Source organism: Nocardiopsis sinuspersici, from assembly GCF_001998325.1.
Lineage (GTDB): Bacteria > Actinomycetota > Actinomycetes > Streptosporangiales > Streptosporangiaceae > Nocardiopsis > Nocardiopsis sinuspersici.
The window spans coordinates 69572-94361 of the sequence record NZ_MCOK01000001.1; the positions used below are offsets into that span (position 1 = coordinate 69572).

Annotated in this window: 26 protein-coding genes; 20 read left to right on the top strand and 6 right to left on the bottom strand. The window is 69.2% G+C overall.

Annotated features, from left to right (window positions below; translation table 11 throughout):
- Positions 1 to 13 precede the first annotated feature (13 nt).
- Positions 14 to 574, bottom strand: coding sequence for a hypothetical protein (locus NOSIN_RS00290; RefSeq protein ID WP_077688811.1), 561 nt, complete (start codon positions 572 to 574; stop codon positions 14 to 16).
- 254 nt (positions 575 to 828) lie between these two features.
- Between NOSIN_RS00290 and NOSIN_RS00295 the strand changes: the two genes are divergently transcribed.
- Positions 829 to 1971 carry a C40 family peptidase gene (locus NOSIN_RS00295; protein ID WP_143832816.1) on the top strand — a complete coding sequence of 381 codons (1143 nt, stop codon included), beginning with the start codon at positions 829 to 831 and terminating at the stop codon, positions 1969 to 1971.
- A 383-nt stretch (positions 1972 to 2354) separates the two neighbouring features.
- Here the strand turns inward: NOSIN_RS00295 and NOSIN_RS00300 are convergent, their stop codons facing one another.
- From NOSIN_RS00300 to NOSIN_RS00320, 5 genes are all read right to left on the bottom strand, one after another.
- Complete coding sequence (locus NOSIN_RS00300; RefSeq protein ID WP_077688813.1) at positions 2355 to 2810, bottom strand: replication/maintenance protein RepL; 456 nt, start codon at positions 2808 to 2810, stop codon at positions 2355 to 2357.
- Between the two features lie 32 nt (positions 2811 to 2842).
- Positions 2843 to 3181 (bottom strand): MarR family transcriptional regulator, encoded by a 339-nt coding sequence (locus NOSIN_RS00305; protein WP_077688814.1) that lies wholly within the window; start codon positions 3179 to 3181, stop codon positions 2843 to 2845.
- Between the two features lie 1133 nt (positions 3182 to 4314).
- The gene (locus tag NOSIN_RS00310; protein ID WP_143832817.1) at positions 4315 to 6246 is read right to left on the bottom strand and encodes a hypothetical protein; all 1932 of its coding nucleotides are present in this window, start codon (positions 6244 to 6246) and stop codon (positions 4315 to 4317) included.
- Positions 6247 to 6629: 383 nt separating this feature from the next.
- Positions 6630 to 7451 (bottom strand): protein phosphatase 2C domain-containing protein, encoded by an 822-nt coding sequence (locus NOSIN_RS00315; protein ID WP_077688816.1) that lies wholly within the window; start codon positions 7449 to 7451, stop codon positions 6630 to 6632.
- A 1-nt stretch (position 7452) separates the two neighbouring features.
- On the bottom strand, positions 7453 to 8328 hold the full coding sequence (locus tag NOSIN_RS00320) for a sigma-70 RNA polymerase sigma factor region 4 domain-containing protein (RefSeq protein WP_143832818.1): 876 nt from the start codon (positions 8326 to 8328) through the stop codon (positions 7453 to 7455).
- A gap of 277 nt (positions 8329 to 8605) precedes the next feature.
- Between NOSIN_RS00320 and NOSIN_RS00325 the strand changes: the two genes are divergently transcribed.
- From NOSIN_RS00325 to NOSIN_RS00410, 19 genes are all read left to right on the top strand, one after another.
- Positions 8606 to 9196, top strand: coding sequence for a hypothetical protein (locus tag NOSIN_RS00325; protein ID WP_143832819.1), 591 nt, complete (start codon positions 8606 to 8608; stop codon positions 9194 to 9196).
- Positions 9197 to 9229: 33 nt separating this feature from the next.
- Entirely contained in the window at positions 9230 to 9607 is a 378-nt protein-coding gene (locus NOSIN_RS00330) for a hypothetical protein (RefSeq protein WP_077688817.1), read from the top strand.
- Positions 9608 to 9636: 29 nt separating this feature from the next.
- Positions 9637 to 10005: a hypothetical protein gene (locus NOSIN_RS00335; RefSeq protein WP_077688818.1), complete on the top strand. Its 369-nt coding sequence runs from the start codon at positions 9637 to 9639 to the stop codon at positions 10003 to 10005.
- Between the two features lie 111 nt (positions 10006 to 10116).
- Entirely contained in the window at positions 10117 to 10266 is a 150-nt protein-coding gene (locus tag NOSIN_RS27060) for a hypothetical protein (RefSeq protein WP_170293730.1), read from the top strand.
- 96 nt (positions 10267 to 10362) lie between these two features.
- The gene (locus NOSIN_RS00340; RefSeq protein ID WP_077688819.1) at positions 10363 to 10755 is read left to right on the top strand and encodes a hypothetical protein; all 393 of its coding nucleotides are present in this window, start codon (positions 10363 to 10365) and stop codon (positions 10753 to 10755) included.
- Between the two features lie 106 nt (positions 10756 to 10861).
- A complete protein-coding gene (locus tag NOSIN_RS27065; protein WP_170293729.1) occupies positions 10862 to 11023 on the top strand; it encodes a hypothetical protein in 162 nt (53 codons plus the stop codon).
- On the top strand, positions 11020 to 12291 hold the full coding sequence (locus tag NOSIN_RS00350) for a helix-turn-helix domain-containing protein (RefSeq protein ID WP_077688821.1): 1272 nt from the start codon (positions 11020 to 11022) through the stop codon (positions 12289 to 12291). The genes NOSIN_RS27065 and NOSIN_RS00350 overlap by 4 nt, the downstream gene beginning before the upstream one ends.
- Positions 12292 to 12615: 324 nt before the next feature.
- Entirely contained in the window at positions 12616 to 13032 is a 417-nt protein-coding gene (locus NOSIN_RS00355) for an RRQRL motif-containing zinc-binding protein (protein WP_236743271.1), read from the top strand.
- The gene (locus tag NOSIN_RS00360; RefSeq protein WP_077688822.1) at positions 13029 to 13217 is read left to right on the top strand and encodes a hypothetical protein; all 189 of its coding nucleotides are present in this window, start codon (positions 13029 to 13031) and stop codon (positions 13215 to 13217) included. The genes NOSIN_RS00355 and NOSIN_RS00360 overlap by 4 nt, the downstream gene beginning before the upstream one ends.
- A gap of 32 nt (positions 13218 to 13249) precedes the next feature.
- Complete coding sequence (locus tag NOSIN_RS00365; RefSeq protein ID WP_077688823.1) at positions 13250 to 13912, top strand: hypothetical protein; 663 nt, start codon at positions 13250 to 13252, stop codon at positions 13910 to 13912.
- Between the two features lie 33 nt (positions 13913 to 13945).
- A complete protein-coding gene (locus NOSIN_RS00370) occupies positions 13946 to 14362 on the top strand; it encodes a hypothetical protein (protein ID WP_077688824.1) in 417 nt (138 codons plus the stop codon).
- 8 nt (positions 14363 to 14370) lie between these two features.
- Positions 14371 to 15087 (top strand): hypothetical protein, encoded by a 717-nt coding sequence (locus NOSIN_RS00375; RefSeq protein ID WP_077688825.1) that lies wholly within the window; start codon positions 14371 to 14373, stop codon positions 15085 to 15087.
- Between the two features lie 69 nt (positions 15088 to 15156).
- Positions 15157 to 15504: a hypothetical protein gene (locus NOSIN_RS00380; protein WP_077688826.1), complete on the top strand. Its 348-nt coding sequence runs from the start codon at positions 15157 to 15159 to the stop codon at positions 15502 to 15504.
- Positions 15505 to 15780: 276 nt separating this feature from the next.
- A complete protein-coding gene (locus NOSIN_RS00385; protein WP_077688827.1) occupies positions 15781 to 17979 on the top strand; it encodes a hypothetical protein in 2199 nt (732 codons plus the stop codon).
- Positions 17980 to 18183: 204 nt separating this feature from the next.
- Complete coding sequence (locus tag NOSIN_RS00390) at positions 18184 to 18678, top strand: hypothetical protein (protein ID WP_193371939.1); 495 nt, start codon at positions 18184 to 18186, stop codon at positions 18676 to 18678.
- 146 nt (positions 18679 to 18824) lie between these two features.
- A complete protein-coding gene (locus tag NOSIN_RS00395) occupies positions 18825 to 19388 on the top strand; it encodes an NUDIX hydrolase (protein ID WP_077688828.1) in 564 nt (187 codons plus the stop codon).
- Positions 19389 to 19605: 217 nt separating this feature from the next.
- Entirely contained in the window at positions 19606 to 20226 is a 621-nt protein-coding gene (locus NOSIN_RS26560) for a hypothetical protein (RefSeq protein WP_143832820.1), read from the top strand.
- 318 nt (positions 20227 to 20544) lie between these two features.
- Positions 20545 to 22164 (top strand): sel1 repeat family protein, encoded by a 1620-nt coding sequence (locus NOSIN_RS00405; protein WP_193371938.1) that lies wholly within the window; start codon positions 20545 to 20547, stop codon positions 22162 to 22164.
- Positions 22165 to 22659: 495 nt separating this feature from the next.
- Entirely contained in the window at positions 22660 to 24624 is a 1965-nt protein-coding gene (locus NOSIN_RS00410; protein WP_077688830.1) for a tetratricopeptide repeat protein, read from the top strand.
- The last annotated feature ends 166 nt before the right edge of the window (positions 24625 to 24790 follow it).

Consider the following 24790-nt stretch of genomic DNA (forward strand, 5'->3'; position numbering starts at 1 on the left):
TTCGGGGTCTTTCTCACGGGGTGGGGGTGCCACCAGTCGGGACAGAGGGAAGCGCCATCGACGTCACTGGCGGCGGAACGAACTCAGGGGTGGACACCGGCTCAGGCCAGGCCGGAGGTCCGGCAGCCAGGAACGTATCGGCGTAGAGCAGCCCGCGTAGCCGTTCCAGGGCCTTGCGCATCCGCCGCACCTGCCGCCCCTTGCTCTCCAGTGCCTGGCGGGGGTGCAAGACCATGCGGATCTGATGCAGGAAGGGCAGCTCCATCACGTGCTCCACCCGCCCGCTCAGGGCGTGGACCTGGTCGACCACGGTTGGTGGTGGCGGCAGCGGGGCATCGCGGACCACGACCAGCACCGGGCGTGCCACGCCTGGCCGCCAAGTTCCGATCAACGCGGAGGCGTGGTCCAGGCCGCGCATGGTCGAGGGAGCGACCACCACCCGCTGCACCCGCTCGTGCGCAGAGTCGAAGCCGCGCTGTACGCGTACGTGCAGGTGCGTACCGGCATCGACGGCCGCCAACAGGTCACCGACCATGGTCGCCTCCCCCAGGTGCTCCAGGGAGGCCGGGATCATCACGACCGTGTGTCGCAGGCCGGCTCCCGAGTGCCACGGCGAGTGGCCGCTCTTCTTACCATCATTCTCCGAAATATCCAATGGACGATGGCCCCTTTCCGGACACCGGCGGTCAACCCGCCTGATCCGCCCCGTCACCTGTTTCGGACAGGCAGGCCTGTTTATACCATCGGTCACCGACGGAAACCCAAACCACTTAACCAGCAGAGAGCACAAAAGCGCAGGTGAAAACACCCCCGAAGCACTTTCCCCTTGTGGCGACTGCAACCCTTCTGGTACTGGCAACCACGGCGTGTGCAGGCGCATCAGCCAACACGTTGGGCATCCCGGAGCAGGTAGACGGCATTTCGGACACTCTGCTGCGCGCCTACGGGCAGGCGGCGGCCGCCACACCGGAGCTGGCACCCGACTGCACCGGCATGCGCTGGAGCATCTTGGCCGGAATCGGCCAGATGGAATCGCTACACGGCACGCTGAATGGCAGCAGTATCGGCCCCGCCGGCATCGCCAGTCCGCCGATCATCGGTCCGCCACTCAACGGTGACGGATTCGCCTCCATTCCTGACACTGACCAGGGCTTTTATGACCGTGACACCGCGTGGGACCGGGCGGTGGGACCGATGCAGTTCATCCCTGGAACGTGGGAGGCCTACAAGATCGACGGTAACGGCGACGGTGCATTCGATCCCCAGAATGCCTTCGACGCGACTTTCACCGCTGCCTCCTATATTTGTGGTACTGGCCATACCGACCTCAGCGACCCGGCCACCCTCGAAACGCGTCTGATGGCTTACAACCAGAGCCAGGCCTACGTGGACGAGGTGATGGCCAACATCGCCGCCTACGACGCCCTCCCCGTGGCCTCGGCCGCAGGGTCATTCGGTGCCGGCGCCACGGGGGCGGCCGCCACGGCGATCGCCTGGGCCACCCAGCACGTGGGATCCCCCTATGTCTGGGGCGGGTCCTGCCTCAATCCTCAGCAGACCTTGCAGGGCGCCCGCCGGGCACCCACCCCAGCCGATCAGCGCAACAACTGCGACTGCTCCTCGCTCGTGCAACAGGCATACGACAAGGCCGGGGTGACCTTGACCCGCACCACCTGGACACAGTTCAACCAAACCGACTTGCAGAGGATCGAGCCGGCCAATGGCCGTGGCAGCGCGCTGAGTGAACAGGACCTGGCCCAGCTCCTCCCCGGCGACCTTCTCTACTTCTTCTCCGAAGGCGCCCCTGGGGGTGCTCCTTCCCACGTGGGCATGTACCTAGGCGGCCGCAAGATGGTCCACGCCCCCAACTCCGACCGTGACATCGAGATCATCGACATGCAGGCCGACCGCGGCGGCTACTACATGGGCGGCGGCGCCCTGTACTACGGGGCCCGCCGCGTGGCGAACTGAGCATGGTTCATGCCGGAGGGGCCCGCAGATGGTGCTGCGGGACCCCTCCGGAAGTTGGTACTAAAACTCAAGGTTTGGTGGCGTGGAAGCTACCTTCGGCCGGGTGGCGCTCAAACCGACATGAACGCAGGCCTCGGTCCGAGCGTTGGGGCGGCCGGACCTTGTAGCGTGGGCGCGCCTGGCGCGGCGCCTGCTAAAGTGCGGGCTCCCCGGCACTGACACACCGACTCCATGCGTGGCTGAACGGCCTGGGACTCAGGGAGAAGAGTGCCCCCTTGGTGACCGTGACGGTCATTCCAACGTGCCGGGGCAGCACATCTAGGGCGTGAGGCCTTCGCGGCCGCTCGTGAAGTGCTCGTCCGGGCAAGGTCGGCGCCAAACTCTTAGACAGCCTTGAGGTGGCGGCCTTTGTCGTCCACGCGCCGTGGGGGCCTGCGCTCATAGTCGGGGAGGGTGATCTCCGGGGCCTTGCCCTGGAAACGCTGCACCGCGCGCAGCCATTCTTCGGGGTCTCCGGTGGCCGACTTGTACGCGGCCGTGGGGTTGACCTGGATGGCGCGTCGACTAGTGCGCCACAGCAGACCGATGTCAGTCAGGATCCTGGTGGTGGTACTGACGGTCTTGACGTTGATGTTGAGCTTGTCGGCGATCTGAGTCCGGGAGAGCGGGACCACGCCACCGTCCTGCATCTCACCGAGAATCAGGTCCAGGACGTCACGCTGAGTGGCTGTCAGGTGCAGGTTCGGCAGCACGCGCATCAACTCGCTCGACATGAAAAAGCCGTAGGCGCCGACCCTCTCGGAAACGCTCTCAGGTGTCTCTGGTGCGTTCTCGCTCATCTGTCCCCACCCTTCCGATAACGCATTGTATGTCAGCCGTCGCCAGGGATCTTGGGAAGGTTCAGGGCGGGCAGGTCCTCATCCAGTTCGCTGAGAACGGCCTCCTGCTCCTCGCTGGTGCCGTAGAAGGCCACGCGCGGGTTGATCCGGTAGGCCCCGTTACCGACCTTGATGACCAGGCCCCAGCTACGGAACTTCTTCAGGATCCGCGAGGCATCCGTGCGGCCGAGCCGGGCCCTTGCGGCGAGCTGCCCCTGCGTCATCTCGATCAGACCACCGCGGTTCTGCTTGCCGTTGAGCACCAGCAACAGGGCGTACTCGGCGCCCGTGAGGCGAAGTCTGCCCAGGTAGTCGGACATGGGCAGGGACATCTGGTAGAACTTGCCGCCCTCGAAGCTGTACCGGGAGCGTCGAGCGCGGGTGACCTGAAGCTCGGCACCAGGATCCAGGCTCAGAGTAGTGAAGTTGCGCCCTGGATCGGCAGGTGAGGCAGGCAGGGGCTCCGAGGCCCCGCGACGTGGTGGGCGCGGTGCGGGTGACTCCTCACCCGGCTGCCTGGCTGGCTCGGCCACGTGGTCCTCAATCTCGTTGTGGGTGGTCCTGGTGATACCGGTGGAGCACCAGCGTTCGGAAAGTCTATCTATTGGCCCCTGTTATGTGCGCTGGAACGCACCTTGGTGTCCGACTCCGGCCAGCCGAGCGGCCTGTCTGGGCTGCGCACAGCGCCGCATCAGCAAAAAGTCCCCCTATTGACCCCCGTTGTGTGCGCTGTGGCGCACCTTGAGGCGGCCGACCCGGACAGGACGGCCCGGTCGATACCTCGTCGCAAGGTGGACGCGCGAGCCGTGTGCGGAATGTAGGGCTGTAGCGCACATCTTGGATGCGGAATGTGCGCTACAGCCCACACTCTGCGAAGCGTTCATGCAGGTCAACGGCATTTTTCGCGTGTGCGCCTCTTACAAAGGAGGTGGATGGTGCGGATCATCGCCCCTGCGGGCCGGTTCCCTCGTCACCGAAAGGCCATAACCGAGACGGCCACCGACTGGTGGTACCCGGGGGCTCGCGCCCCCGGGACCCCCCGCGCCGACCGGGAACCCGGCGCGGACAGGACGTGTTCAGCAGTCCGCTGCACGCGCCGGAACCCCGGCCGGGTCAGTTGTTGTCGGCGGGGCCGCTGACATCCGTGCCACTGGCTACAGGAGCAGCTCCAGCACTCCGATGGCGCCGCCCGCGCCTGCGCCCCCGGCCAGCAGGGTCAGGCCTGCTCGTACATCGATCATGGTCGTCCTCCGATCGGAGGAGGCCTCATGCCCCGATGGCCTGAGTGCACTCTCTCTCCAGGTACACCCCCCCGCTCGCGACTCTGTCGCGATCTGATGGCCGCGGATCGTGGCCATGCCGCTGATAACTCGGTGGCCACTGATAGGTGGTACCTAAGGCTTGCGCACCCGAGATTCCTACGCCGGTCGGGAACCCGACGTGGATACGTCTCCTCGCTCTAGCTTTACAATGTAAAGGCACTGGTTTGGTTTTTCACCATACTCGGGTGACACCGAGGACAAGGCAGCATGTCTTCCACCTGTTGGTCACCTTCGAACCGGATCTGGATGACACTGCGGGTCCAGGCATGGCACCGACCGCACAGATCAGGCATCTGCGGGTCCGGAGCCTCCTCCTCCAGGACCAGGCTCAGCCCACTCGGGGGCGGCACAGCTTTCCGCTCTTCCTTCGGCCCAGGAGTCTCTCCGTCTGTGGTCGGCTTCCCGAGTGCCTCCTCTGCCTCCCGACGCTCCTCCTGGTCACACAGCAGGCAAAACGGCTTCGCCGGGGTCGACAACTCGGGCACGTACTCGGTGCGGTGCACAGGACACCGCTGAGGCTTGCTCAGCCCAGGCTGGGAGGCCTCAGCAGCCTTTGCCCGCAGCCGGGCAACGGTCTCTAGGTGCTCACGGAGCCTGGATATCGACTTGATTCGGTCGGCGACCACGGCGTAGGGGTTGAGTACGCTCTCCGGGTTCACCCGGTGGAAGACCACCTTGATCTCCTCGGACGTAAATCCGTAGCGCTCCAGGGTCCGCAGTCGCGCAGCCAGGGCCTCCTGGTCCTGTTGTCCGTGCTTGCACATCGAGCGTGGTACGTGCCGCTCGACCAACGCCATCAGCGGGTCGGGCGCGGCTGGGGACGCCACAGGCGTCCCCAGGCCGTGTCCTGACCCTGCTCGGGAATCCTCGTCTCCGTCCGCCAGGGCCCCGCCCTGCGGGACCGGGGAGCCGCACTGCGGCTCCTGCGCGGACGGAGAAGGGTGTGTCGTGGGGTGTGTAGGAGGGTGTGTCCTTAGGTCTCCGATTTCCCCGTCCACAGCCCCGGATTCGCCCGTCCACAGCCCCTCATTTGCACGGGTGCTCTTCTGTGGAAGATCCGAGTTATCCACAATCAGCAGGTCAGAGGGCACCCGTGGGAATTGGAGGCTGACCGAGCGCACCGATCGCACGGCCTCCTGGCGGTCGGTGATCCGCTCGGGGGCGCGGTACTCCGACACCCGGATCGGGCCCGGGTGCATCAGGCCGGCCGGGGGCATCACCCGCACCACGTAGGAGGCTGGTTCACCGGTGTACCCGTGCCGGTGGCCGTGCCCCTCGATGAGGCCTGCCTTGGAGATCAGTCGGCGCCGCTCCAGCTTCGCGGTGACCTCGCTGACGTGCCCCTCGGTCCAGCCGAACCGGCGGGCGATGGCGTGGCGGAACAGGTCCTCCCCGGTGGCCATGGCACCGTCGGCGAGGCTGGTATGTGCGGCGATGAACACGTACGTGCCCAGCTCGATGAGGCCGATGGTCTGGTCCAGAGCGGGCCAGGCCAGCACCTGCGTGAACGGGACGATTTCGCGGCCCTGTCCGTTCTCACGCAAGCGCTTGGCGATCAGCTTGGGCTTGTAGTACTCCCAGCGGGTCAGCGGCCCCGGGTGGCAGAACCCTTCCGGGGGGTGGGTCGCCAGCTCGAACCGCGGCTTGATCCGCCGCCGTCCCTTGCGGGAGGTGCAGGCGCTCGGGCACGGGGTGGCCATCGGCGTGCCGCAGTCCACGCAGTCGCGGGTCTTGATCGAGTTCGGGCCCACGACCAGGGCGTGAGTCTGGGCCAGGCGGGGCACAAGCCCCAGCGGATTCTTCGGTCGGTCGGTCTGTCGCATCACCGTCTCCTCCGAGACGCTGAAGCGGGCGGCCACGTCGGCCGCGGTGATGCTGGACGACAGCTCGCCCTCGCTCTGATCGACGAAGGCCTGGAGGAAGGCGTAGGCGCCCAGAGCGCGGACGTTGACCTTGTGGTCGAACACCACAAAGGACGGAAGTTGGAAGTGCGGCAGGAACAGGGGGCGGCCATCAGGGCCGATGATGGGGCGCCCGTCGTCGTCGACGGGCTGTTGGACGGTGTATCTCGACACGGGGGTCGACCTTTCTAGGTCGACCGCGTGGGCCAAGGGTTCGTGTCTCATCTCCCTAAGCGGGTAATATGAGAGGTGTTGGGGTGAGCCCTTGGCGCCGGTCACGGTCGGCCAGCTCATCTGATCTTGTGACAAGGCCCGGGTTGCCGCCCGGGCCTTCGTCGTTTTCATGGGTACCGCGTACCACAGCGACCATCTTGGTCTCTGTGGGTGACACTGTCCTCCCGAATCACAGCCGAGAGGGAGGAGAGGCTGAGCGAACGAAGCTTCCGCTCGGTCTCTCACGTACTTAAAAGCCCTGCGGCTCCGGGCTCCCCGGCACGTGGTCTCGCTTCCGTAGGCGGTTGCGAGAAGCTTCGGTGTGGCCGAAAACGGCCATGGTTCTAGTCGGATGAGCGGGGGGTGCCGTAGGCGATGGTCGCGTCGTCGCCCCGCTTGTACCGCGGCCATCGCTTTCCTTCGGGGTCGCCGGCCTCGATCTCGCGAACCCGATCGAGGACAGCGCTGGCCCCCGAACGCTCCACTAGGTCCAGCAGGCCCCGCCAGGACATGTCCTGGTACTGCTCCACCAGGCACGAAGCTCCATCGGACATCACGGCGAAACGCCGCACGCTGCTCGCAGGCCACGAGGTGGCCAATGCGTGTTCGGAGGCTTCTCCGTCGGCTTGGGCGACCCAGTAGCCGCCTTCGGTGTTGCGAACCATGCGCTGGACGCGGACCATCTCTGCGAGCCGCTCCTGCTGTTCCACCGACCCCGTGGGCGCCGCCAGGGTCGCCTCACGCTCCTGATGGACGACCTCGTTCACCCGATGGTCGGTGAACACCTCGATACCGGACGGCAGGTCCATGACTACCGGTGAGTCAGCCAGCACCAGCGCCTCCACCAACTCCTCGCCGGTGCGCACCAGCGCCACAGTCGATGACGGGGTGCCCGGATCGGCGAGGTCGCAGGTGCCCTGATGGAGAGCGGCTACCTGGGCGATGGCTTTCTTCAAGACCTCGCGCAGCGGGAGCTCCGAACGGGCCTGGGTGAGTAGACGCTCCCCCAGGTGCTCGACGTACCAAGGGGTGCCGTGTTGGCATCCTCCGACTCCTTCCGGGGCGGACAGGCCGTCCAGTACGACGACGAGGTCGCCGCGGGCGCCTGTCCAGTCCTCGTTCGGTTTGCTCCCACCGGGCTGGGAAGCGCTGGTGATGTGCCACATGTCAGGCCGCCCTCCCCGATTCCAGGTACACCGGGGTCGCCCGCTCGGAATCCACGATCTGCATGCTCTGGGGCTCGAAGCCGCACCGGATGATCGTTGAGAACCTCCTGGTGCGTCCGACCTGTTCGTAGATCTCCCCCAGATGGTTGCTCAGCCAGTGCACGGCTCCCGGCGCCCCCACGGCGTGGATCCCGGCGATGTAGAGGAACATCCCCTGGCCATCCAGGCGCGGCAGCCTGCCGAGGTAGGCGAAGTCGGCGTCGGTGCCGCTGTCCATGGGCGAGCGGAACATGGCCCCTTGTTGCTTGTCCTGCAAGTACCAGCCGTGCTCGTCGCGCTCGAACCCGATGTTGCGATCGCTCTCCAAAAGCTGGCCCACGATCGGCGACAACCGCGGACCGCAGATTACGGCGAGGTTGTCCCGGTTGGTGTCGATGAGCCCCGGAGGGCGCACCGTCTCGAAACTGCTGTCCAGACCCATGTCACGGGCCAGACGGCTCAGCATGTCGTAGGCCGCTAGATCCTCCGCAGCCACCGCGGGGCCGGGAGGGCCGTGCTCCTTGTCGGCTTCCTTCTTCTCGCCCACGGCGATGATCAGCGGCCCGCGTCCGAGGAAGGCCCGTTCTGGTGGCGGTCCGTCTTTGAGGATCTTGCTGGCCCGCTGGCGGGACATCCCGAGCAGCCGGCCGATGTCGGCTGGCTTCATTCCCCGGCGACGCAGCTCTTCCGCTCCCTCGCGGCGGACACGCGAGAGGTCATCTGCGGCTTCCTGGACGCGCGTCAGTTCTTCGTGCGCGGTCTTCGTGCGCTGTTCGGCGTCGGTGATCTCCTCGATCCACTCGAAGTCCAGGGGTGTTTGGGCTTCGTCGCTGCTCATGTGTCTCCTCGGTGTGTGTCTGTGGTGGCCGAATCCTCAAGCGCAATGCCCATTGACACGCTATATGTAAATAGGCATTGACGGTAGGGGTTCCCTCCTCTAGAGTCGTTCCTGCGGGCAACCGCAATGGCCGTTGACAGTCCAATCGTAACGGCCATTGCAGTTGGTCTGGCGTCCGGCTCGGCCTGAGAAACCGCCGGACATACGAAAACCCCGACGCGGCTCGGCCTGAGAAACCGCCGCGTCGGGGCGCACACCGAACCAAGAAAGGCCCGGCATGTCCATCATCGCAGAGGTCATCCACAAGCTCGGCGTCACCCGCGAAGACGTGTTTCGTGTGGCCCGTGAAGGCGGCACCACCGCCCGCGACTGGGACATCGCCGCCGCGATCGAGGCCGCTGGCGGCCGCAAGGCCACGGACCTGATGGCCCAGCCCGACCGGGTCTGGCGAGCCGAGCACGTGCGCCTCCAGCGCGCCCTGTGGGAGAAGACCCGCGAGGAGGACGTCGAGTTCCTGCGGGAGAAGGCGGCCGACGCCGGGGTCTACGACATCGAGCCCCTCCTCCCCGCGGTCGTGGAGAGCAAGGAGGAGCACCAGGCCACCGCTACCCCCGAGCCCGAGGACACCAACCAGGACCAGGGCGAGACCGCCTCCGGTACGGCCGAGTGGCGCGAGCTGCTCCACACCCGCATTTGGCCCGACGTGGCCCGCACCACCGGCGCCCCCAAGCACGTGGTCGACCGCATCACTGCGAAGTGGACCACCGCCCGGGCCGCCCTCAAGGGCGCCAAGGCCCTCCTGGTCCGCCAGGCCCAGCACCGGCCCAGGGTGCGCGCACAGCTCGCCACCTACGCCACCGCCGCCTGACCAGCACACCCACCCACGCGAGAGGACACACCCGTGGACAGCATGGAGAACACCGTCGCCCAGATCATCCGCTCGGTTGGATCGGCCCCGGGGTCGATCACCGAGGTCCCCGCCGGGCTCCTGGTCACGCTCAGCCCGGACAACACCCCGGTTCCCCCGGTCGCCGGGGCCCTCGCCGCCAGCGGCTACACGGTCGCCCCGCTCCAGGGCCGGACCCTGCTGGTCGGCGGTGTGGACCCCGTGGCGCTGCTGGACGCGCAGATCGCGACGCTGACCGCCGAGCGCGAGGCCCTGGTCTCCGCCACCTGGCGGTGCAGAGCGTGCGCCACCTACGTCTCCAACACCCTGCGGGTCTGCGACGTGTGCGACTACACCCGCGAGGGCCGCGACACCCACAAGAACGCCGTCTGACCAGCACAAGCCACACGAGAGGAACACCCATGAGCAACGCCTTCACCCGCGTCGTGTCCTTCGACCGGATCGGCCTGCACACCGAAGTCGGACCGCTGACCGTGACCGCGCACAGCCCGCTCGACTTCGAGGCCGCGATCAGCATCTACGCCGAGCGCTACCTCGCGCCCACCACCACCGTGCAGGTGGACGCGCACCCCGACGCGGCCCAGGGCTCCCTGCACGCCAGCGTCCCGGGCACCCGCGGCTCCAGCTACCAGAGCGGCCCGCTCCTGGGCGTGCTGACCGTGTCCCTGCCCGAGGCCGAGGAGCCGGTCGAGCTCCTGGAGGCGCAGATCGAGCGGTTGCAGGACCGCCGCAGCCAGATGCTGGAGCGGCTGACCGGGGTGCCGTTCTAGACCCGGTCGGTGCCTGTGTCCCGCCCGCCCGTCCTGCGGGCGGGGCGCGGGGACCGACCGGTCCACCCGGCCCCAGCCGGGACCGCACCACCACCAAGAAGGAGAACAACCGTGGCTGAGCACAAGAACGAGCAGGTCAACACCGGAATCATCAACCGCGGCGGCAAGAACACGATGACCAACTGCGCGCAGGGCACGGGCGCCACGGTCGTCAACGGCCAGGTCGTCAAGGGCACCAAGGTCGACTCCAAGAAGAAGTAGCTCACAGCCCCCCACACAGCAGCGAGCCCCGCCCGGGATTACGGCCCTGGCGGGGCTCTCGCACACCCATCCCATCCTGACCAGGAGGAAACGCAGATGTACGACGACTTCGAGCCTACCCGCGATGCGCTGTCCGACATCGAGGACCTGCTCACTGCCCGGCAGCACTCCCCGCGGTTCTGGGACGCCGACGCGGCCGAGCAGGTCACCGGCGCCGACCCGTTCGAGCACCCCTCCTGGGACGTGTACGAGGCCCTGGCCGAGGACGGCTGGGACGACCCGGCCGAGGCGATCGAGGTCCGCGAGCTGCTGGCCGACGACATTCGGCTGGCCCCGTTGGCCGACACCCCCACCGGCCGCCCCCGCGTGCGCCCGGTCGACGCCGTCCTGGTCGACCGGCCCACCCCCGAGGAGGAGCTGCACACCCACCTCCTGGCCCTGGTGGCCGAGATCGACGGGGAGCAGGGGGTGTCGGCATGGGCCGCCTGAGCCTCCGCCTCATCCCCATCGGTCACGCCCCCCGGTGCTGCGCTCAGCCCATGGACTGGGACGTCTTCCGCGCTTCCTACGTGTGCTGGTCCTGCGGGGGTTCCCGATGAGCACCGCCGCGCTCGTGACCATCGCGATCGTCCTGACCGTCGCGGTGCCCGTGCTGCTCCTGGCCGTCGCCGGCGGCCCCAACGTCATCTTCGCCGAACACGACCTGCCCCGCCCCACCCGCTACTCCCGCCGTGCCCCGAAGGAGGCTGACCGATGAAGCTCATGTGGAAGAAGACCACCGACCCCGAATCGCCGACCGAGGCTGTCACCCGGCCGACCTCCACTCCCACGACGCGTCCGCTGGAGAAAATCCCCTCGGGATGGACCGACCCGGTCCGCCTCATCTCCGGGGTGATCACCGTCGCGTCCGCGATCACGACCGTGTGGGCGCTGTGGGACCTGTTCACCGGTGACGGGGCGGACATGGCCGTGCACCTCGTGGGCCTGTCCGCAGGCCTGGTCGTGGAGGGCGGTTGGCTGCTGGTGCTGGCCTCCAACTACCAGCAGGCCGCCCGCGACGGCTACGTAGCCCGGTGGAGGACCGTCACCGGGTGGGTGCTGGCCATCGGTGCCGCCCTGCTCCTGGCCATCCACGGCGTCGTCGCCGAGAACCTGGCCTGGTCCCTGCTGGGGCTCCTGCCGCTGATCTCCAAGACGGCCTGGCACGTCATCACCCACACGCGCGCACAGCGGACTCGGGCAGTGCTGGCCGTGCGCAAGCGCGAGGAAGCCGCGGCCGCCGCAGCCGCCCACGCCAAGAGCGAGCGTGAGCGGGAGCTGTCGGCGGACCTGACCGAGGAGCAGCAGGCCGAGCTGGCCGCCCTGGAGCGCGAAACCACCTACGTCACCGCCAAGACCGAGAAGGAGCTCGCGCTGGAAGCGGCCCGCGCCCACGCCGAGCAGCAGCGGGTCCTGGCCGACATCCGACGCCGGGCCGAGCAGCAGATGACGGTGGACGAGGCCTCCGCCGACATCGAGGTGCGCCGATCGGAGCTGCGCAACCGGATCCACCTGGCGGCGCCGCTCTACACCGCCCAGGAGCTGCCCGCCGGTGCTTCCCCGGTGCCCAATGACCCGTCCGGGTTCGGTGTCCCGCCCGTGGGTGGGGCGGCGGCGGGGTTCGGCGCCGGGCTGCGCGAGGCCCGCTCCGAGGGTGGCGGCAGGGGTGGCGGAATTGGCCGCCACCCTGGCGGGATTGCCCCTGACCTGCGAGGACGCCCCTCCCCGACCGTCGGGGGTGGCGGGAATGGCCACCAGGGTGGCGACATTGGCGCTGACCAGGCAGAACGCGCCCCGCACCACGCCGCGCGGGTGGCGGTCGGACGCGACACCCGCCAGCGGGTCCTGGAGGAGATCGGCTACGCGGGCGTGCAGGTGTCCAACGCCGAACTCTCCCGCCTGCTGGGGATCGGCCGCACCACGGTCCGCGACCACCGCAACGCCCTGCGGGACGCCGGGCACCGCGTCTACCCCGACTCTGAGTAACCCACCCTCTCCCCGGTCCCGCTGAACGCGGGGCCGGGGGCCACCCGCCCCGGCGGGTGAGCACGTCCACCCGGCCCGTCCTGCCGGGTGGGCGTGCTCACCACTCCGGGGGTTGTGCCGCTACCGGTGACGCACGGCGAGAGCGCCTGCGAGCCGCCTGCGAGCGACCCCACGTCCCTGTTCATCCCTCACCTGCGAAGGAGATCCCGATCGACCCACCGCCGCCTCGAAGCCGCGCCCCGCCCACCGTCCGGGGTTGAACCGGGGCCGTCACAGCATCCCTGTGGCGGCCCTTCCCCCTCTTTGACCAGGAAGGAGACCTGAGTGGCCGCCACCTCCATGCACCCGTTCCTCGATCCGACCGGAGAGCGCTTCGGCGTCCCCACGTTCCCGTGGGGCTGGAGCCGCTTCTTTGACGCGGACCTGCGCACCAAGGCCCAGCTCAGGGCCGAAGGGCTGTCCATCGCGGGTCTGGAGGTGGTCGGTCAGGTCAAGTGGCGGTCCAACCGGGCCGGGAACATCGGCGGGGTTCGCACCGCGAACCTCTACCGGCGCTCCCTGGCCCGCCCGGTCCGCCCGCTGTCCCCGGCCCGGGAGCGGTCGTTGGCCCGCGCCTACCTGGCCCGATGCACCTGTAGCGGGTGCGGGCGGCTGTGGGACGTGTGTCTGCCCACCTCGAACGGGCGGATGTGCCCCACCGGGTGCGCCAACGCCGACGAGCTCCTGGCGGTGGCCGCATGAGCCACCGCATCGAGGTCAGGCCGGTGCCGGTCCCCGAGTGGGTCCTGCACTGGCCCCAGTGCTCTTGCGGATGGCGCGGCGACATCGTGCGCACCCGCCCGCTCGCTGACGACCAGGTGAACGAGCACCTGGCCGAGAACACCACGACCCATGACGTCGCACAGCCCACGCTGTTCGACTCCTGACCTGCACACACACCACCTGATGGGAGGGGCCGATGGCCCTGCCGAACGAGAGTCGTCGCGCCCCTGAGCGCGGCCGCCGACCCGAGGACGCCCCGCGCCTGGCCGCGGTGCCTTCCGCTCCCGACTCGAACTCCGACCGTGCCGCCGCTGCGACGGCCCCGGCCGAGCTGCCTGACGCGCTGGCCGGGGCGGTCCTGGGCACTCAGGCCCCGCCCAAGGCGCCCGCGGCCCGGAGTGCCGAGCCTGCACCGCAGCGCACGGACACGTCCGTCGCGCGGCCGGCGCCCGCTCCCGAGGGGGAGCAGGGCGCGGAGCCCACGGCCTCCGACACTGCCCCGACCAGTACCGACACCCCGGCCGAGACCCGTGGGGAGGCCACCTTGGTCGCTGTGGAGAGTCGCAGCGCTGCTGAGGCCGACCGCGCCATTCGCTGGCTGGGGGTGACCTTCCGGCCCCCCGACGTGTGGCGCGAGCGCCAGCCCTGCCTCGCAGAGGAGTGGGCGTTCGTGATGGACGGCTCCCACCTGCCCGAGTCCGAGGTGTGGCGGGCCGCCGCACGCGGCTACGCCGCCCCCGCGATCGGCCTGATCACGGTGCTGCACTTCGCCATCTGGATCCTGCGGTCCCCGGCCCGCCACGCCACCGCGTGGGCGCTGGGCCTGGTGGCCGTCATCTCCGCCGCTTTCATGCTCTGAACTGCCGAAACATCGTTCGAAAGGAGTCTTGTCATGTTCACCATCGGCGCCGCGCTGTGCCTGAGTCTGTTCTGGTTCCTGCGCAAGAAGGCCCACTGGCTCATCAGCGGATTCTTCGCCGTCATCGGCGGCGCGTTCTTCGCCGTGGGCTTCTTCGGGGGCCTCGTGGCCGGGGTGGTCGTCTGGATTGAGGGCTTCGTTCTCGGTCTGATCCCCGAGCCTGTGAACACGGGCAGCGCGATCGCCGCCATCTGCGTCTTCGCGCTGGTCATGGTCGTCGTCGACGTCTGGCGGGACAAGAAGCTGGACGAGTCCGGCCAGTGGGCGGCGATCTGCCTGCCGGTCCTGCTCCTGGCCGCCGGCGGTGCCATGGGCGGGGTCGGCGGCGACGTTGTCTACTCCGTCGCTGGCGCCGGAACCGACATCTTCGGCCCCGTGCTGGGCTGGTGAGGTGACCTGTGGAGATGCTGATCCTGGCGGCCGTCGCCGCCTTCTGGGTCAAGAACGTGGCCCTGGACTTCTCCTCGATGGCCACCGGTCGGACCCCTCCCTCGCACGCGTACCGGATGGCGAAGCTGCGGGAAAAGGCCGCCAAGGAGCGGCGCCGCCTGGCCTCCGACTCCGACCTGCGGGGCGGGTTGAAGATGGTGCTGCGCCACTGCTACCTGGACGCGTGCGAGGACCTGGACGCTTGGCGGGCCCACCGCCACGCCACCAAGCCCGAGCGCAAAGCCGCAGCTCGCGCACGTCGCGCTGAGCGTGAGGGGTTCACCGCACGGTGGGGGTGGCGCAAGGGCGACCCGATGCCCGAGGACATCGTGGACGCCGAGATCGTCGACGAGGACGAGGGCTTCACCCCCGACCCGCCGCCCGCGGCGGCCACCGGGGGCGCGCGGCCCGGCCGTACCTCCCGGACCACCACGACCACGACGACGACGTCCACGGTCACCGAGGAAGAGCCCGGCAGTGACGTCGTGCTGCTCAACCCCGACGAGGAGACCGTCAAGCCGCCGCTGCCGCACCGGCGGATGGTGCTGATGACCATGCTCGCCAGCGCGGGCTTCGCCCCCAACACCGAGGCGATCGGGCGCATGACCTCTGAGGAGGTCGACGGCGCGATCGCGGCGCTCATCGCGCACGAGCGCGCCACCCGCGCGGCCACGACCACCTACTGACCACCCGTTTCGCAGGGGTCCGGCCGCCCGGCCTGACCCCTTTTCCCCACCCTGGAAGGAACACCGCACATGGCTCACAACATGGGCAACTCCGTGGCCACCAACGCCAACTCGACACTGCGCTACTCCGACGTCTCGGGTCTGGACTCCCACGCCCAGACCATCACCGGGGTCGGTTCCCTGGTCGGCCAGGCCAACCAGATGCTGGAGATCGTCGAGGGCCAGATGCGCGCGGCCGACATGGGCGCCGAGGTCACCTCCGAGCTGGCGACGCTGCGGGACCTGGGCACCGCCTACGTCAACCAGGCCATCCGGGCCCGCGCCAAGCTCGAAGAGGTCAACCGCGCGGTCCAGGAGGCCTACGAGGCCAGCCGCGGACAGGCCGCCGACAAGAGCTACCAGATGGGCGGCCGGTAGTCCGGTAGCCGTTCTCCGGGCCGCTCCCGCACGCGGGGGCGGCCCCCTTCTTGCCCGTTTTCGGTGACTGAACGTGATGAGACAGCGGTGAGACAACCGCCGCCGTTGTCTCATCACGCTTGTTCCCGAACGCGAAGTTCCTCCCGATTCTCGGTGAGACAAAACCCCGCCACGAGCCCGGAGACAGGGCTCTGCGGCGGCCGGTGAGACATCGAGACATCCCGCCCCCGCCCCGGACGCGGGCACGCACAGTAACCGATCTGGAAGGAGCCCGTCGTGGCCCGCAAGTCGAAGAAGACCCCGCCCACGCCCGCCCCGGTCGCGCCCGCCCTGCCGCCCGAGGTGCTGGCCGCCCTCGGACAGCAGCCCACGCGGGAGGAGCCGCGCACCTTCAAGACCGAGGGCGTGGGCGCCATCATCGCCGCCGGATGGAAGCTGGCCTTCCGCCCCGGGGAGAACAGCCTGCGCCGCCACATGGCGGCCCAGTTCTACCCGTGGAAGGTCGGCGCGACCGTGCTGGCGGCCGGAGTGGTCGCCGCCCGCATCGCTGAGGTGTCGGGCACCCACGCCATTCTCATGGCGCTGGCCGCCGGTGCCGGGTCGTGGGCGGCGCTGCGGGTACTGCGCACCACCAAGGCCCGCAAGCACCGCGCGACCAAGCTCGCCTCGGAGTGGGCCGAGATCGACCCCGCCCACGCCCGGGTGTGCTCCTGGGCAGCGGGGCTGTGGTTGACCGCCGTCATCCTCATCCAGCCCAGCACGCTGCCCGTGTGGTGGTGGTCGGGCCTGGTCGGCCTGCTGGCGCTGCTCGCCCTGGGCAGCCGGTTCTGGGCGCACCACCGCCTGCCCCGCGTCCTGGCCCAGGTCGAGGAAGAGGCACCGCCGCCCCCGCTGGGAGAGCACCCGATGGCCCGCAAGTGGCGCACCCGCGTGGCCTCCGGCCAGGGGTCGCTGCCGGGAACCAAGCTCACCGACCTAACCGAGGAGCCCTACGGGGTGCGCGGGCGCCTGCACCTGGTCCCGGGGCGTCAGACGATCGGGTCGGTGCGGGCCGCGCTCGGCTACGTCGCCACCGGCCTGGGGGTGGACGAGGCCGACATCCTCATCGAGCACGTGGAGCCCACCGAGGACGAGCCCAAGCCCGACTCCTCGATCCTGGACGTCAAGATCGTGACCGTGGGGCTGCTGAACAAGAAGGTGCCCTTGGAGGCGGGCCGCCTGGACGTGAACGAGGACGGGGAGGTCCACATCCGGCTGGGCCCCTACGCCGACGGCGACGGCCAGGCCCGATACCGGCTCTACACCGCCGACTCCATGTGGGGCGGGTTCGTCGCCGGGTCCACCGGATCCGGCAAGAGCGGGCTGATCGACAACCTCGCCCTGGCGGCGTGGGAAACGAAGAACACCATCGTCATCTATCTGGACCCCAAGAACGGCGGATCGAGCCCGCGGATCTTCGACCGGGCGCACTGGGCCATCCCCAACGACCCCAACACCTGGGACAAGCTGATCGACGGCCTGGTGGAACTGGTCGAAGCGCGCGGCCTGGAGAACTCCGCGAGGCTCAAGACATCCGGCTTCACCCCCAGCAAACAGCGCCCCGGGGTGCTGGTGATCGTGGACGAGTGCCACGCCGTCATCAACTCCGACAACGCCTACCGGGTGGGCCGGATCGCCCGCGAGGGACGCGCGGCCGGGGTCGCGATGGTGCTGGCCTCCCAGATCTACGGACTCGACAGCTTCGGCGGCTCGGACGCGGTCCGGGCCAACGTCACCGCCGGAAACACCGTCGCCCTGCGGGTGAGCCGCAACCAGGCCAGCATGATCGCCGACATCACGCTGGACCCCTCCGCGCTGCCCAAGATCACCGGCGTCGGCCTGACCGCCGAAGGGCGCGACGTGGCCTTCCGGGCCGCGTGGGCACCCAACGAGACCACGGCCGCCCTCATGGACGCCGCGCTCGACGGGGCGCCCCAGGAACTGGACGCGCTCGCGGCCGGCGCCCTGGACGCCGGGTCCGGTGGTCTGTACAGCCGCCGCCACGAGATCGCCGAGCAGCAGATCCTCGACGCCGAGGAGCGCCTGGCCGCCTACGAGGCCGGGCGCACCCCGGCGGCCCGGGAAGCCACCGCCCCCCAGGTCGCGTTGGCCAACTTCGTCAACCCGTCCCTGGACGACCTGCCCGCCTCGATCGACCCGGCGCTGCTAGCCGACACCGACCTCGGTCTGGGGATCCTCAAGCAGGTCAACACCGACCCGCACGAGTCGCTGCTGGCCAGGTGGTCGGGCGCGGCCAAGCGGGTCCTGGAGCTTTTGATCGACCGCGGCGTCGTCAAGCGCGGCGATATCGAAAAGCACGTCATGGAGACCGAGGAGTGCTCGCGGGCCACGGTCTCGCGGGCCCTGGACGATCTGGCCGAAGCCGAGGTCATCGAGCCGCTGCCCAAGCGCGGCGGCTGGCAGCTCTGCGCCTGATTCTCACACTCCGTCACCGCGTAGGCGGGTGAGACTTCCACCCCGAAGTCTCACCCGCTTCATGCCTCAAAGCGAGGTTCATCCCGATTCTGGGGCGAGACAAACCCCCGCCGGGCCCCGGAACCCCGGGGCCCGGACTCCTGCCGAGACAACGAGACAACCCGTCCCGGGACGGGGCGAGACCACCCACCGTGAGGAGACGCCGTGTTGATCTACGCCGCCCTGCTGTCCGGCCACTGGGTCGGGGACCACTGGGCCCAGACCGACCACCAGGCCACCACCAAGGGCGAACGCACCCGTACCGGACGGCAGGTGTGCGCTGCGCACGTGGCCACCCTGACCCTGTGCCAAATGGTGGCCCTGGCCCTGGTCGTCGTGTCCGAGGGCGGCTTCGCTCCCGTCCAGGCCGCCCTGGGCCTGGCCGTGAACGCGGCTACCCACTACTGGGCCGACCGGCGCCGGACCCTGGAGGGCCTGGCCCACCTGCTGGGCAAGCACGGCTACTACACGCGCGGCGGCGCCCCGCACCTGGACTTGGCCTGGCACATGGGGTGGATGCTCCCGGCCGCGCTCATCATTAGCGCTGACCTGGTGCCCGCCCTGGCGTTGTCCGGGCTGTGCCTGGTGCTGCTGTTGCTGGCCGACCAACTCTCCCGGCTGGGCTGGAACGAAGCCCGTCGCAGCACCGTCCGCTCCTGACCCCCGGTTGCTCGCTCTGCTCACCAGGCCCCTGCCGGGTCTGGTGGGCGGGGGGACCGCCCGGTCCGAACACCATGACGGCCCGCCCCGTTCCTGCCGAGGACCCAGGGGCGGGCCGCGCTCACTCCCGAAGGAGCGTCTCCAGTATGAGCACGAAGACCGCGAAGCGCTGCTGCGGCACGTCCGTGGGCATCCTCATCGAGGACCAGGCCGATCGGCTACTCATGGTCACCCGCGGCTGGTGGCCCAAGGGCACCGCCCCCGTCGCCGGTCACGTCCGCGACGCCCACACCTCCGTCGCCGAAGCCCTCGTGGCGGAGGTCCAGGAGGAGACCGGGCTGCACGTCACGGGTTCCGGGCTGCTGTGGGAGGGCCACCTGCCCAACCTGTGCGCGTCCTTGCCTGCGCTGCCGGACCCGGGCCACTACTGGTGGGTCGCGGCCGCCACCGCCGAAGGCACCCTCACCCCCGCCCCCGGCGAGACGAAGGGCGCCGCCTGGTACACCCGGCGCCAGGTGCGGACCATGGCCCGGACCACCCTGGCCCACTACCGGAACGGCGGCCTCCCGGCCGACCAGCCCGACGCCAGAGGCTGCACAGGACCGCAGTTGCACCGAGACTGCGGTCCTGTGCAGTTTTCGCGCGTGGCGCTCTCCCTGGGGGAACTGGTGGCCGGTGGCGAACCTGCGGTGGTCCGCGCGGGTAGGTAGCCGTCGATCAGCGGTCTACAGCAGCTTTTACACGTATCTCGGTGGACCCCGCTTTCCGGCGTACTTGGTTCACCCCCCTGCACACCGATCGATGTGCAGGGCTTTCTGTGTTTCAGGGGCGGCGCGGCTGCTTGGAACGGCTGGTTTGCGTGCCACGTCGTACGAGAGGAGGCAGCGAGCCGCCTCCCACTTTCTCTCCAGTCCTAGAGAGGGCCTCATGTACGACGAGCGCGAAGATAAGAGCTTCGTACACAGGCATCCAACCTTGACCTGGATGCTCGGTCTCACGCTTTTCCCCCTCGTCTTCGGAGGAGGAGGGTTCGCTGTGGTTTCTTACGTTTTTCCAAGGAATGCTTCACCGCCCGCCAACTCCGCACCCGCTCCCTCTCCTGACCAGGGGGGAGGGGCGGATCTGATCAAGGAAACGCCTCCGCAGACCTCCGAGGCCGGGACCGGTGCCGCCGTTGTGGACGAAGACCTGACGGGGACATGGAAAGGCACATACGAGTGCAGTCAAGGCGAAACTGGACTGACCCTGGTGATCGTCCACGACACCGACGACCAAGACCGAGTCCGAGCGACGTTCAAGTTCTACCCCACGCCCGAGAACCTCGGGGCTGATTCCGGTTCTTACGCGCTTACTGGCAACTACCAGGCAGGACACCTGCTGCTGGATCCCGATTACTGGATCGACAATCCGGGCTATCGGATGGTCGGCCTGAACGGTGAACTTGAAGACGCCGACACTCTGACCGGAGCGATGGGCTCCGATACCTGTGGGCCGTTTTCCGTGCAGCGAATCTCCGACGAGGCGGACCCGCCGCCACCTGAAGACTGACGAGGCGAGGCCCCCGTGCCTCGTGCACAGATCCAAGGGCTCCCGGTGTCGGCAGCCGCGAGTACGACCCCCTGGATCCGGTTCCCAAGCCTGCCCCCGAGCCGGAGCAGGAGAAGCCGGGAATCGAGCGCAAGCCCGACTGAGGTCACGCCGAGATCACGACGGCCCCTGTGTAACGCTCCGTTGCCCGGGGGCTTTTCTGTGCCCGCATGGCGATACGATGCGTCTCGGCTCTAGAAAGTCCTGGCTAGCGCGGCCTGTGAGTGCGGATCCTGGCAGGCGTGGCCGAGAACGCCGCTCAGGCGGCAGACTCGGCGTATGCGACGAACGTTGGTGTGGGTCCTCGTGGCCGTGGGGGCGGCCTCGTTGGCGGTGCTGGGCGCCTCCCTGCTGCTGCCCGGGCTGGAGGAACTCTCCTGGGCCGCGGGGACCGGATCCTTCGTCCTGGCCGCCGCGGCCCTGGCCCTGGCCTGGCCACACCGCACCCCTTCCTCCCCGACGCCGGCACCCTCACCTGCCCCGGCGAGCACGCCGGTGGACAACCGCACGGGCGATATCCACGGCACCGCGGTCCAGGCCAGGGCCATCCACGGCCCGGTTACCGTGCACTCCCTGCCCGCCCCGGCGGCCTCGCCCGTGCCGGGATGGGTGCAGGTGGCCCTGCCCGCCCAGCAGGCCGATGCGCATGAACTGGGCGTCCACGACGCCCTCCCCGGCCCTGAGGCCGAAGGCCTGCCTCCTTATGTGGTCCGGGATGTGGACGCCGAACTCGACCGGCGCCTGGCCGCGGCCGCGGCCGCGCCGCGCGGCGGGATGGTGTTGGTGGCCGGGGCCTCGACCGCGGGCAAGACCCGGGCCCTGGCCCAGGCGCTGGCCCGTACCCTGCCCGAGCGGATGCTGGTGGCCCCGCCCGAGGACGCCGACCTGCGCCCCCTGCCCGCCTGGCTCAAACAGAGCGCCGCGCGCGCCCCGCGGGGGTGGGTGGTGTGGTTGGACGATGTGGACCGCCACCTGAGCGCCTCGGGACTGACCCCGACCCTGGTCGCCGAACTGGGCCAGGCCGACGCAGTGGTAGCGGCCACCATTCGCAGCGAACGACTCAAAGACCTGCGCCCGAGCGCCACCGACCATGGCCCCGCCTTGGAGAGGGTGGGGTACGCGGTTCTCAAGACCCCACCGGTCACCCTCCGACGCGAGTGGAGCCCGCCCGAGCGCGAGCGGGCCCGCGCCAGCAGCGATGAGCGCCTGGTACGGGCTGCGGACGATGAGCGCTTCGGTGTGGCCGAGCAGCTGGCAGCTGGCCCCCTGCTGCAACAGGCCTGGCGTGAGAGCCCCGACAGCGGCCACCCGCGCGGGTATGCGCTGGTAGCCGCCGCGGTGGCCCTGGCCCAGGCCGGACTGTCCAGCCCGCTGACCCGAGACCAACTCCAGGCAGCCCACATCCTCTACCTGCCCACCCCGCCGCCTTTGCCCGAGGAGACCGACCAGGCCTGGAAGTGGGCCACCCAACAGCGCAGCGGCCTGGCCGGGCTACTGGTGCCCACCGACTACGAAGGTACCCGGTGGCGCGCCTTCGACTACCTCCACCTCCAGGGCCCCCTGCCCGAGGCCGTGTGGCGCGCGGCCTTGGATGTGGCCACGGATGAAGACCGCCTCACTATTGGCGCCACGGCCTACACGGCCGAACAGGTCGACATCGCACACACAGCCTGGCACCCCTTGGCTGAGCAAGGCGACGCCCGCGCGATGTCCAACGTCGGGGCCTTGCTGTCAGGGGAGGGCCGGGCAGAGGAGGCCGAAGGCTGGTACCGCAAGGCCGCCGGTCAAGGCAACCTCGGCGCGATGTACAACCTCGGGAACCTGCTGGCGGAGGAGGACCGGGTCCAGGAAGCCAAACAATGGTGGAAGCGGTACCGGGATGCCGTGGGGTCTGAGTGAGTGCCGCCGCGGCTCGGTCGCAAGACGGCGCTTGGCCGGTGCTGTTCTCGCCCTGAACCGGGGTTTCTGGGTTCCGATAAGTGGGCCATCAGTGTGGTCAGGGGGAAGCCCTCAGGGCACCTGACTTCATCTGACGAAGGCCCGTTGCCCCTTCCGGTCTTACCTTGTTCGGACCCCATGTCGGGGCCATCGGACCAGTCGCAAAGCCCTTTTGAGCCGGGGTTTGCGTCAGGATGACAGGTTATGAGCCGGTCGAGGAAAGTTGCCTGCGCAGTCGCGGCCACGGTGCTGCTGGGAGCAGTGGTCGCAGCGGGGTTGTGGTGGGGCGGAGGGGTGTCCACCTGGCAAGGCTGGGAGGCCACCTCGTGGGTCTCTGCCGTAGGAGTCTTCCTCTTCCTGGGTGCTCCGGTGTGGGTGTGGGCGCTACGCCGTGAGCAACCCGCCCCAGCCCCCGTGCCTGCTGGCGCGCAGGTCGACAATAGCGTCGCAGGTAACGTGCCGGGGATCGCGGTGCAGGGGCGGGACTTCCTCTCCCCGGTCACGATCTACCAGGGCGAGCTAGAGACGACCAGCAGCGCATCGGCGTGGGCGGCACCGGTGACGGAGGTCGACCTCTACCGGGTCGGGGTGCACCGCTCCCGCTCCACAAACGGCCCGCAGGACCCAGACATTATGACCGCCTACGTGGACCGCGACATCGACACGGACCTGCACGCGAGAGTGGCCGCGGCGGGCCGCGAAGGAGGGCTGGTCCTGGTGGTGGGCGGGTCCGCCGCCGGCAAGACCCGGGCGGCCTGGCAGGCGGTGGCCACCCAGCTACCCGACCACCGCTTACTTGTTCCGGCTGCCGGCGCCGACCTGGCGCACCTGCCCGCGCGGGCCCGGGCCGAGGCCGCTGACTGCGCGGGGGTGGTGGTGTGGTTGGACGACATGGACCGCTACCTCAACACCGGCCGCAACCTCACCGCCGCCCTGGTCCACACCCTGACCCAGCAACGGGTCGTGGTGGTGGCGACCCTACGCCAGGGACCCTACGACACCTACCGCGGCACCGCCCCGATCGGCCAGGGCGGTGCCGAGGAGCTGGCACGGCTTCAGGCCGGGCAGGACCTGGTGCGCGGCGTCGAAGCGGTGCGCCTGGAACGGGTGTGGACCCAGGACGAGTTGGCCAACGGCACCCGCATCGCAGCCGAGCGAGCAGATGTGGTGCTGGCCGACGCCGTGGCTCGCCAGTTGCGCGGTGGCGCAGACGGGGTGGCCGAGCACGGGGTAGCCGAGTACCTGGCGGCGGCCCCCGACCTGGTGGCCCTGTGGCAGCGCGCCAGGGACAGCCTGGGCATCGAGGGTGGGCATCCGCGCGGGCACCGTCTGGTGGCCGCGTCAGTGGACCTGGCCCGCATCGGGGTGGAGTCGGCCGACGCGAACCTGCTCGAAGCGGCCCATACCCACTACCCTCTGCCCGCGTCCTCGCGCCCGGAGCCCTTCGCCCGGGCCCTGGAATGGGCCTGCGCGGTGCGGTTCGGCGCCAGCGGCCTGTTGATTCCCACCACCACCGACAACACCCGTTGGCGGCCCTTCGACTACCTTCTCGATACCGCCACCCCCATCCCCGCCCCTTTGTGGGACACCGCCCTAGCCCACACCACCGACCCGGTCGGCCTTTCTTCCCTCGGTATTGCCGCCTACCGGGCCGAGCTGTGGGCCACCGCGGAAACCGCTTGGTCTCGCGCCGCCAAGGGCGGCAACACCCTCGCCATGTTCGGTCTCGGAGTTCTACTCAAGGGGCGGGGTGAGCAGGAGGAAGCCGAGACCTGGTACCGGCGCGGCGCCGAAGAGGGCGACACCCGCGCCATGGTCAACCTCGGGACTCTGCTCAAGGGGCGGGGTGAGCAGGAGGAAGCCGAGACCTGGTACCGGCGCGGCGCCGAAGAGGGTGACACCCTCGCCATGGCCGCCCTTGGGGCTCTGCTCAAGGGGCGGGGTGAGCAGGAGGAAGCCGAGACCTGGTACCGGCGCGGCGCCGAAGAGGGCGGCACCCTCGCCATGGCCGCCCTTGGGGCTCTGCTCAAGGGGCGGGGTGAGCAGGAGGAAGCCGAGACCTGGTACCGGCGTGCGGCCGCAGAGAACGACATCCGCGCCATGGTTAACCTCGGAATCCTGCTTCAGGAGCGGGGTGAGCAGGAGGAAGCTGAGATCTGGTGGCGTCGCGGCGCCGAAGAGGGCGACATCACCGCCATGGTTGGCCTAGGAATCCTGCTTGTGGCGCGGGGTGAGGAAGAGGAAGCCGAGACCTGGTACCGGTGCAGTGCCGAAGAGGGCGACACCATCGCCATGATCGGTCTCAGGATCCTGCTGAAGAAGCGAGGTGAGTCGGAAGAGGCCGAGATGTGGCGGCGTCGGGTGGCCGAGACGGAAGCCACCGACCTGGTTCTTCCGGAGGCCGGACAACCGGACGGCTGAGCCACGAGTAGCTTCTGGAGCTAGAGAGGGGCTCTCCAGGATTGAAAGCCGCCCACCGCCGGAACATTATGACTAGGTCACGACACCCCCGCGCAACGCGGCGTTGCCCAGGGGTCGTCTCGTGTCCGCGTCCGTCAAGCAGGGTTTTCTGGCCGCCGATAAGAGC

What these genes read in the sequence shown, in the direction of transcription:
- NOSIN_RS00370 (WP_077688824.1), top strand. Translation starts at nt 13,946, where the DNA reads ATGTTCACCATCGGCGCCGCGCTGTGCCTGAGTCTGTTCTGGTTCCTG.
- NOSIN_RS26560 (WP_143832820.1), top strand. Translation starts at nt 19,606, where the DNA reads ATGTACGACGAGCGCGAAGATAAGAGCTTCGTACACAGGCATCCAACC.
- NOSIN_RS00320 (WP_143832818.1), bottom strand. Translation starts at nt 8,328, where the DNA reads ATGAGCAGCGACGAAGCCCAAACACCCCTGGACTTCGAGTGGATCGAG.
- NOSIN_RS00300 (WP_077688813.1), bottom strand. Translation starts at nt 2,810, where the DNA reads ATGAGCGAGAACGCACCAGAGACACCTGAGAGCGTTTCCGAGAGGGTC.
- NOSIN_RS00290 (WP_077688811.1), bottom strand. Translation starts at nt 574, where the DNA reads ATGATCCCGGCCTCCCTGGAGCACCTGGGGGAGGCGACCATGGTCGGT.
- NOSIN_RS00365 (WP_077688823.1), top strand. Translation starts at nt 13,250, where the DNA reads ATGGCCCTGCCGAACGAGAGTCGTCGCGCCCCTGAGCGCGGCCGCCGA.
- NOSIN_RS00350 (WP_077688821.1), top strand. Translation starts at nt 11,020, where the DNA reads ATGAAGCTCATGTGGAAGAAGACCACCGACCCCGAATCGCCGACCGAG.
- NOSIN_RS00335 (WP_077688818.1), top strand. Translation starts at nt 9,637, where the DNA reads ATGAGCAACGCCTTCACCCGCGTCGTGTCCTTCGACCGGATCGGCCTG.
- NOSIN_RS00380 (WP_077688826.1), top strand. Translation starts at nt 15,157, where the DNA reads ATGGCTCACAACATGGGCAACTCCGTGGCCACCAACGCCAACTCGACA.
- NOSIN_RS27065 (WP_170293729.1), top strand. Translation starts at nt 10,862, where the DNA reads ATGAGCACCGCCGCGCTCGTGACCATCGCGATCGTCCTGACCGTCGCG.
- NOSIN_RS00340 (WP_077688819.1), top strand. Translation starts at nt 10,363, where the DNA reads ATGTACGACGACTTCGAGCCTACCCGCGATGCGCTGTCCGACATCGAG.
- NOSIN_RS00325 (WP_143832819.1), top strand. Translation starts at nt 8,606, where the DNA reads ATGTCCATCATCGCAGAGGTCATCCACAAGCTCGGCGTCACCCGCGAA.
- NOSIN_RS00405 (WP_193371938.1), top strand. Translation starts at nt 20,545, where the DNA reads ATGCGACGAACGTTGGTGTGGGTCCTCGTGGCCGTGGGGGCGGCCTCG.
- NOSIN_RS00305 (WP_077688814.1), bottom strand. Translation starts at nt 3,181, where the DNA reads ATGTCCCTGCCCATGTCCGACTACCTGGGCAGACTTCGCCTCACGGGC.
- NOSIN_RS00395 (WP_077688828.1), top strand. Translation starts at nt 18,825, where the DNA reads ATGAGCACGAAGACCGCGAAGCGCTGCTGCGGCACGTCCGTGGGCATC.
- NOSIN_RS00315 (WP_077688816.1), bottom strand. Translation starts at nt 7,451, where the DNA reads ATGTGGCACATCACCAGCGCTTCCCAGCCCGGTGGGAGCAAACCGAAC.
- NOSIN_RS00360 (WP_077688822.1), top strand. Translation starts at nt 13,029, where the DNA reads ATGAGCCACCGCATCGAGGTCAGGCCGGTGCCGGTCCCCGAGTGGGTC.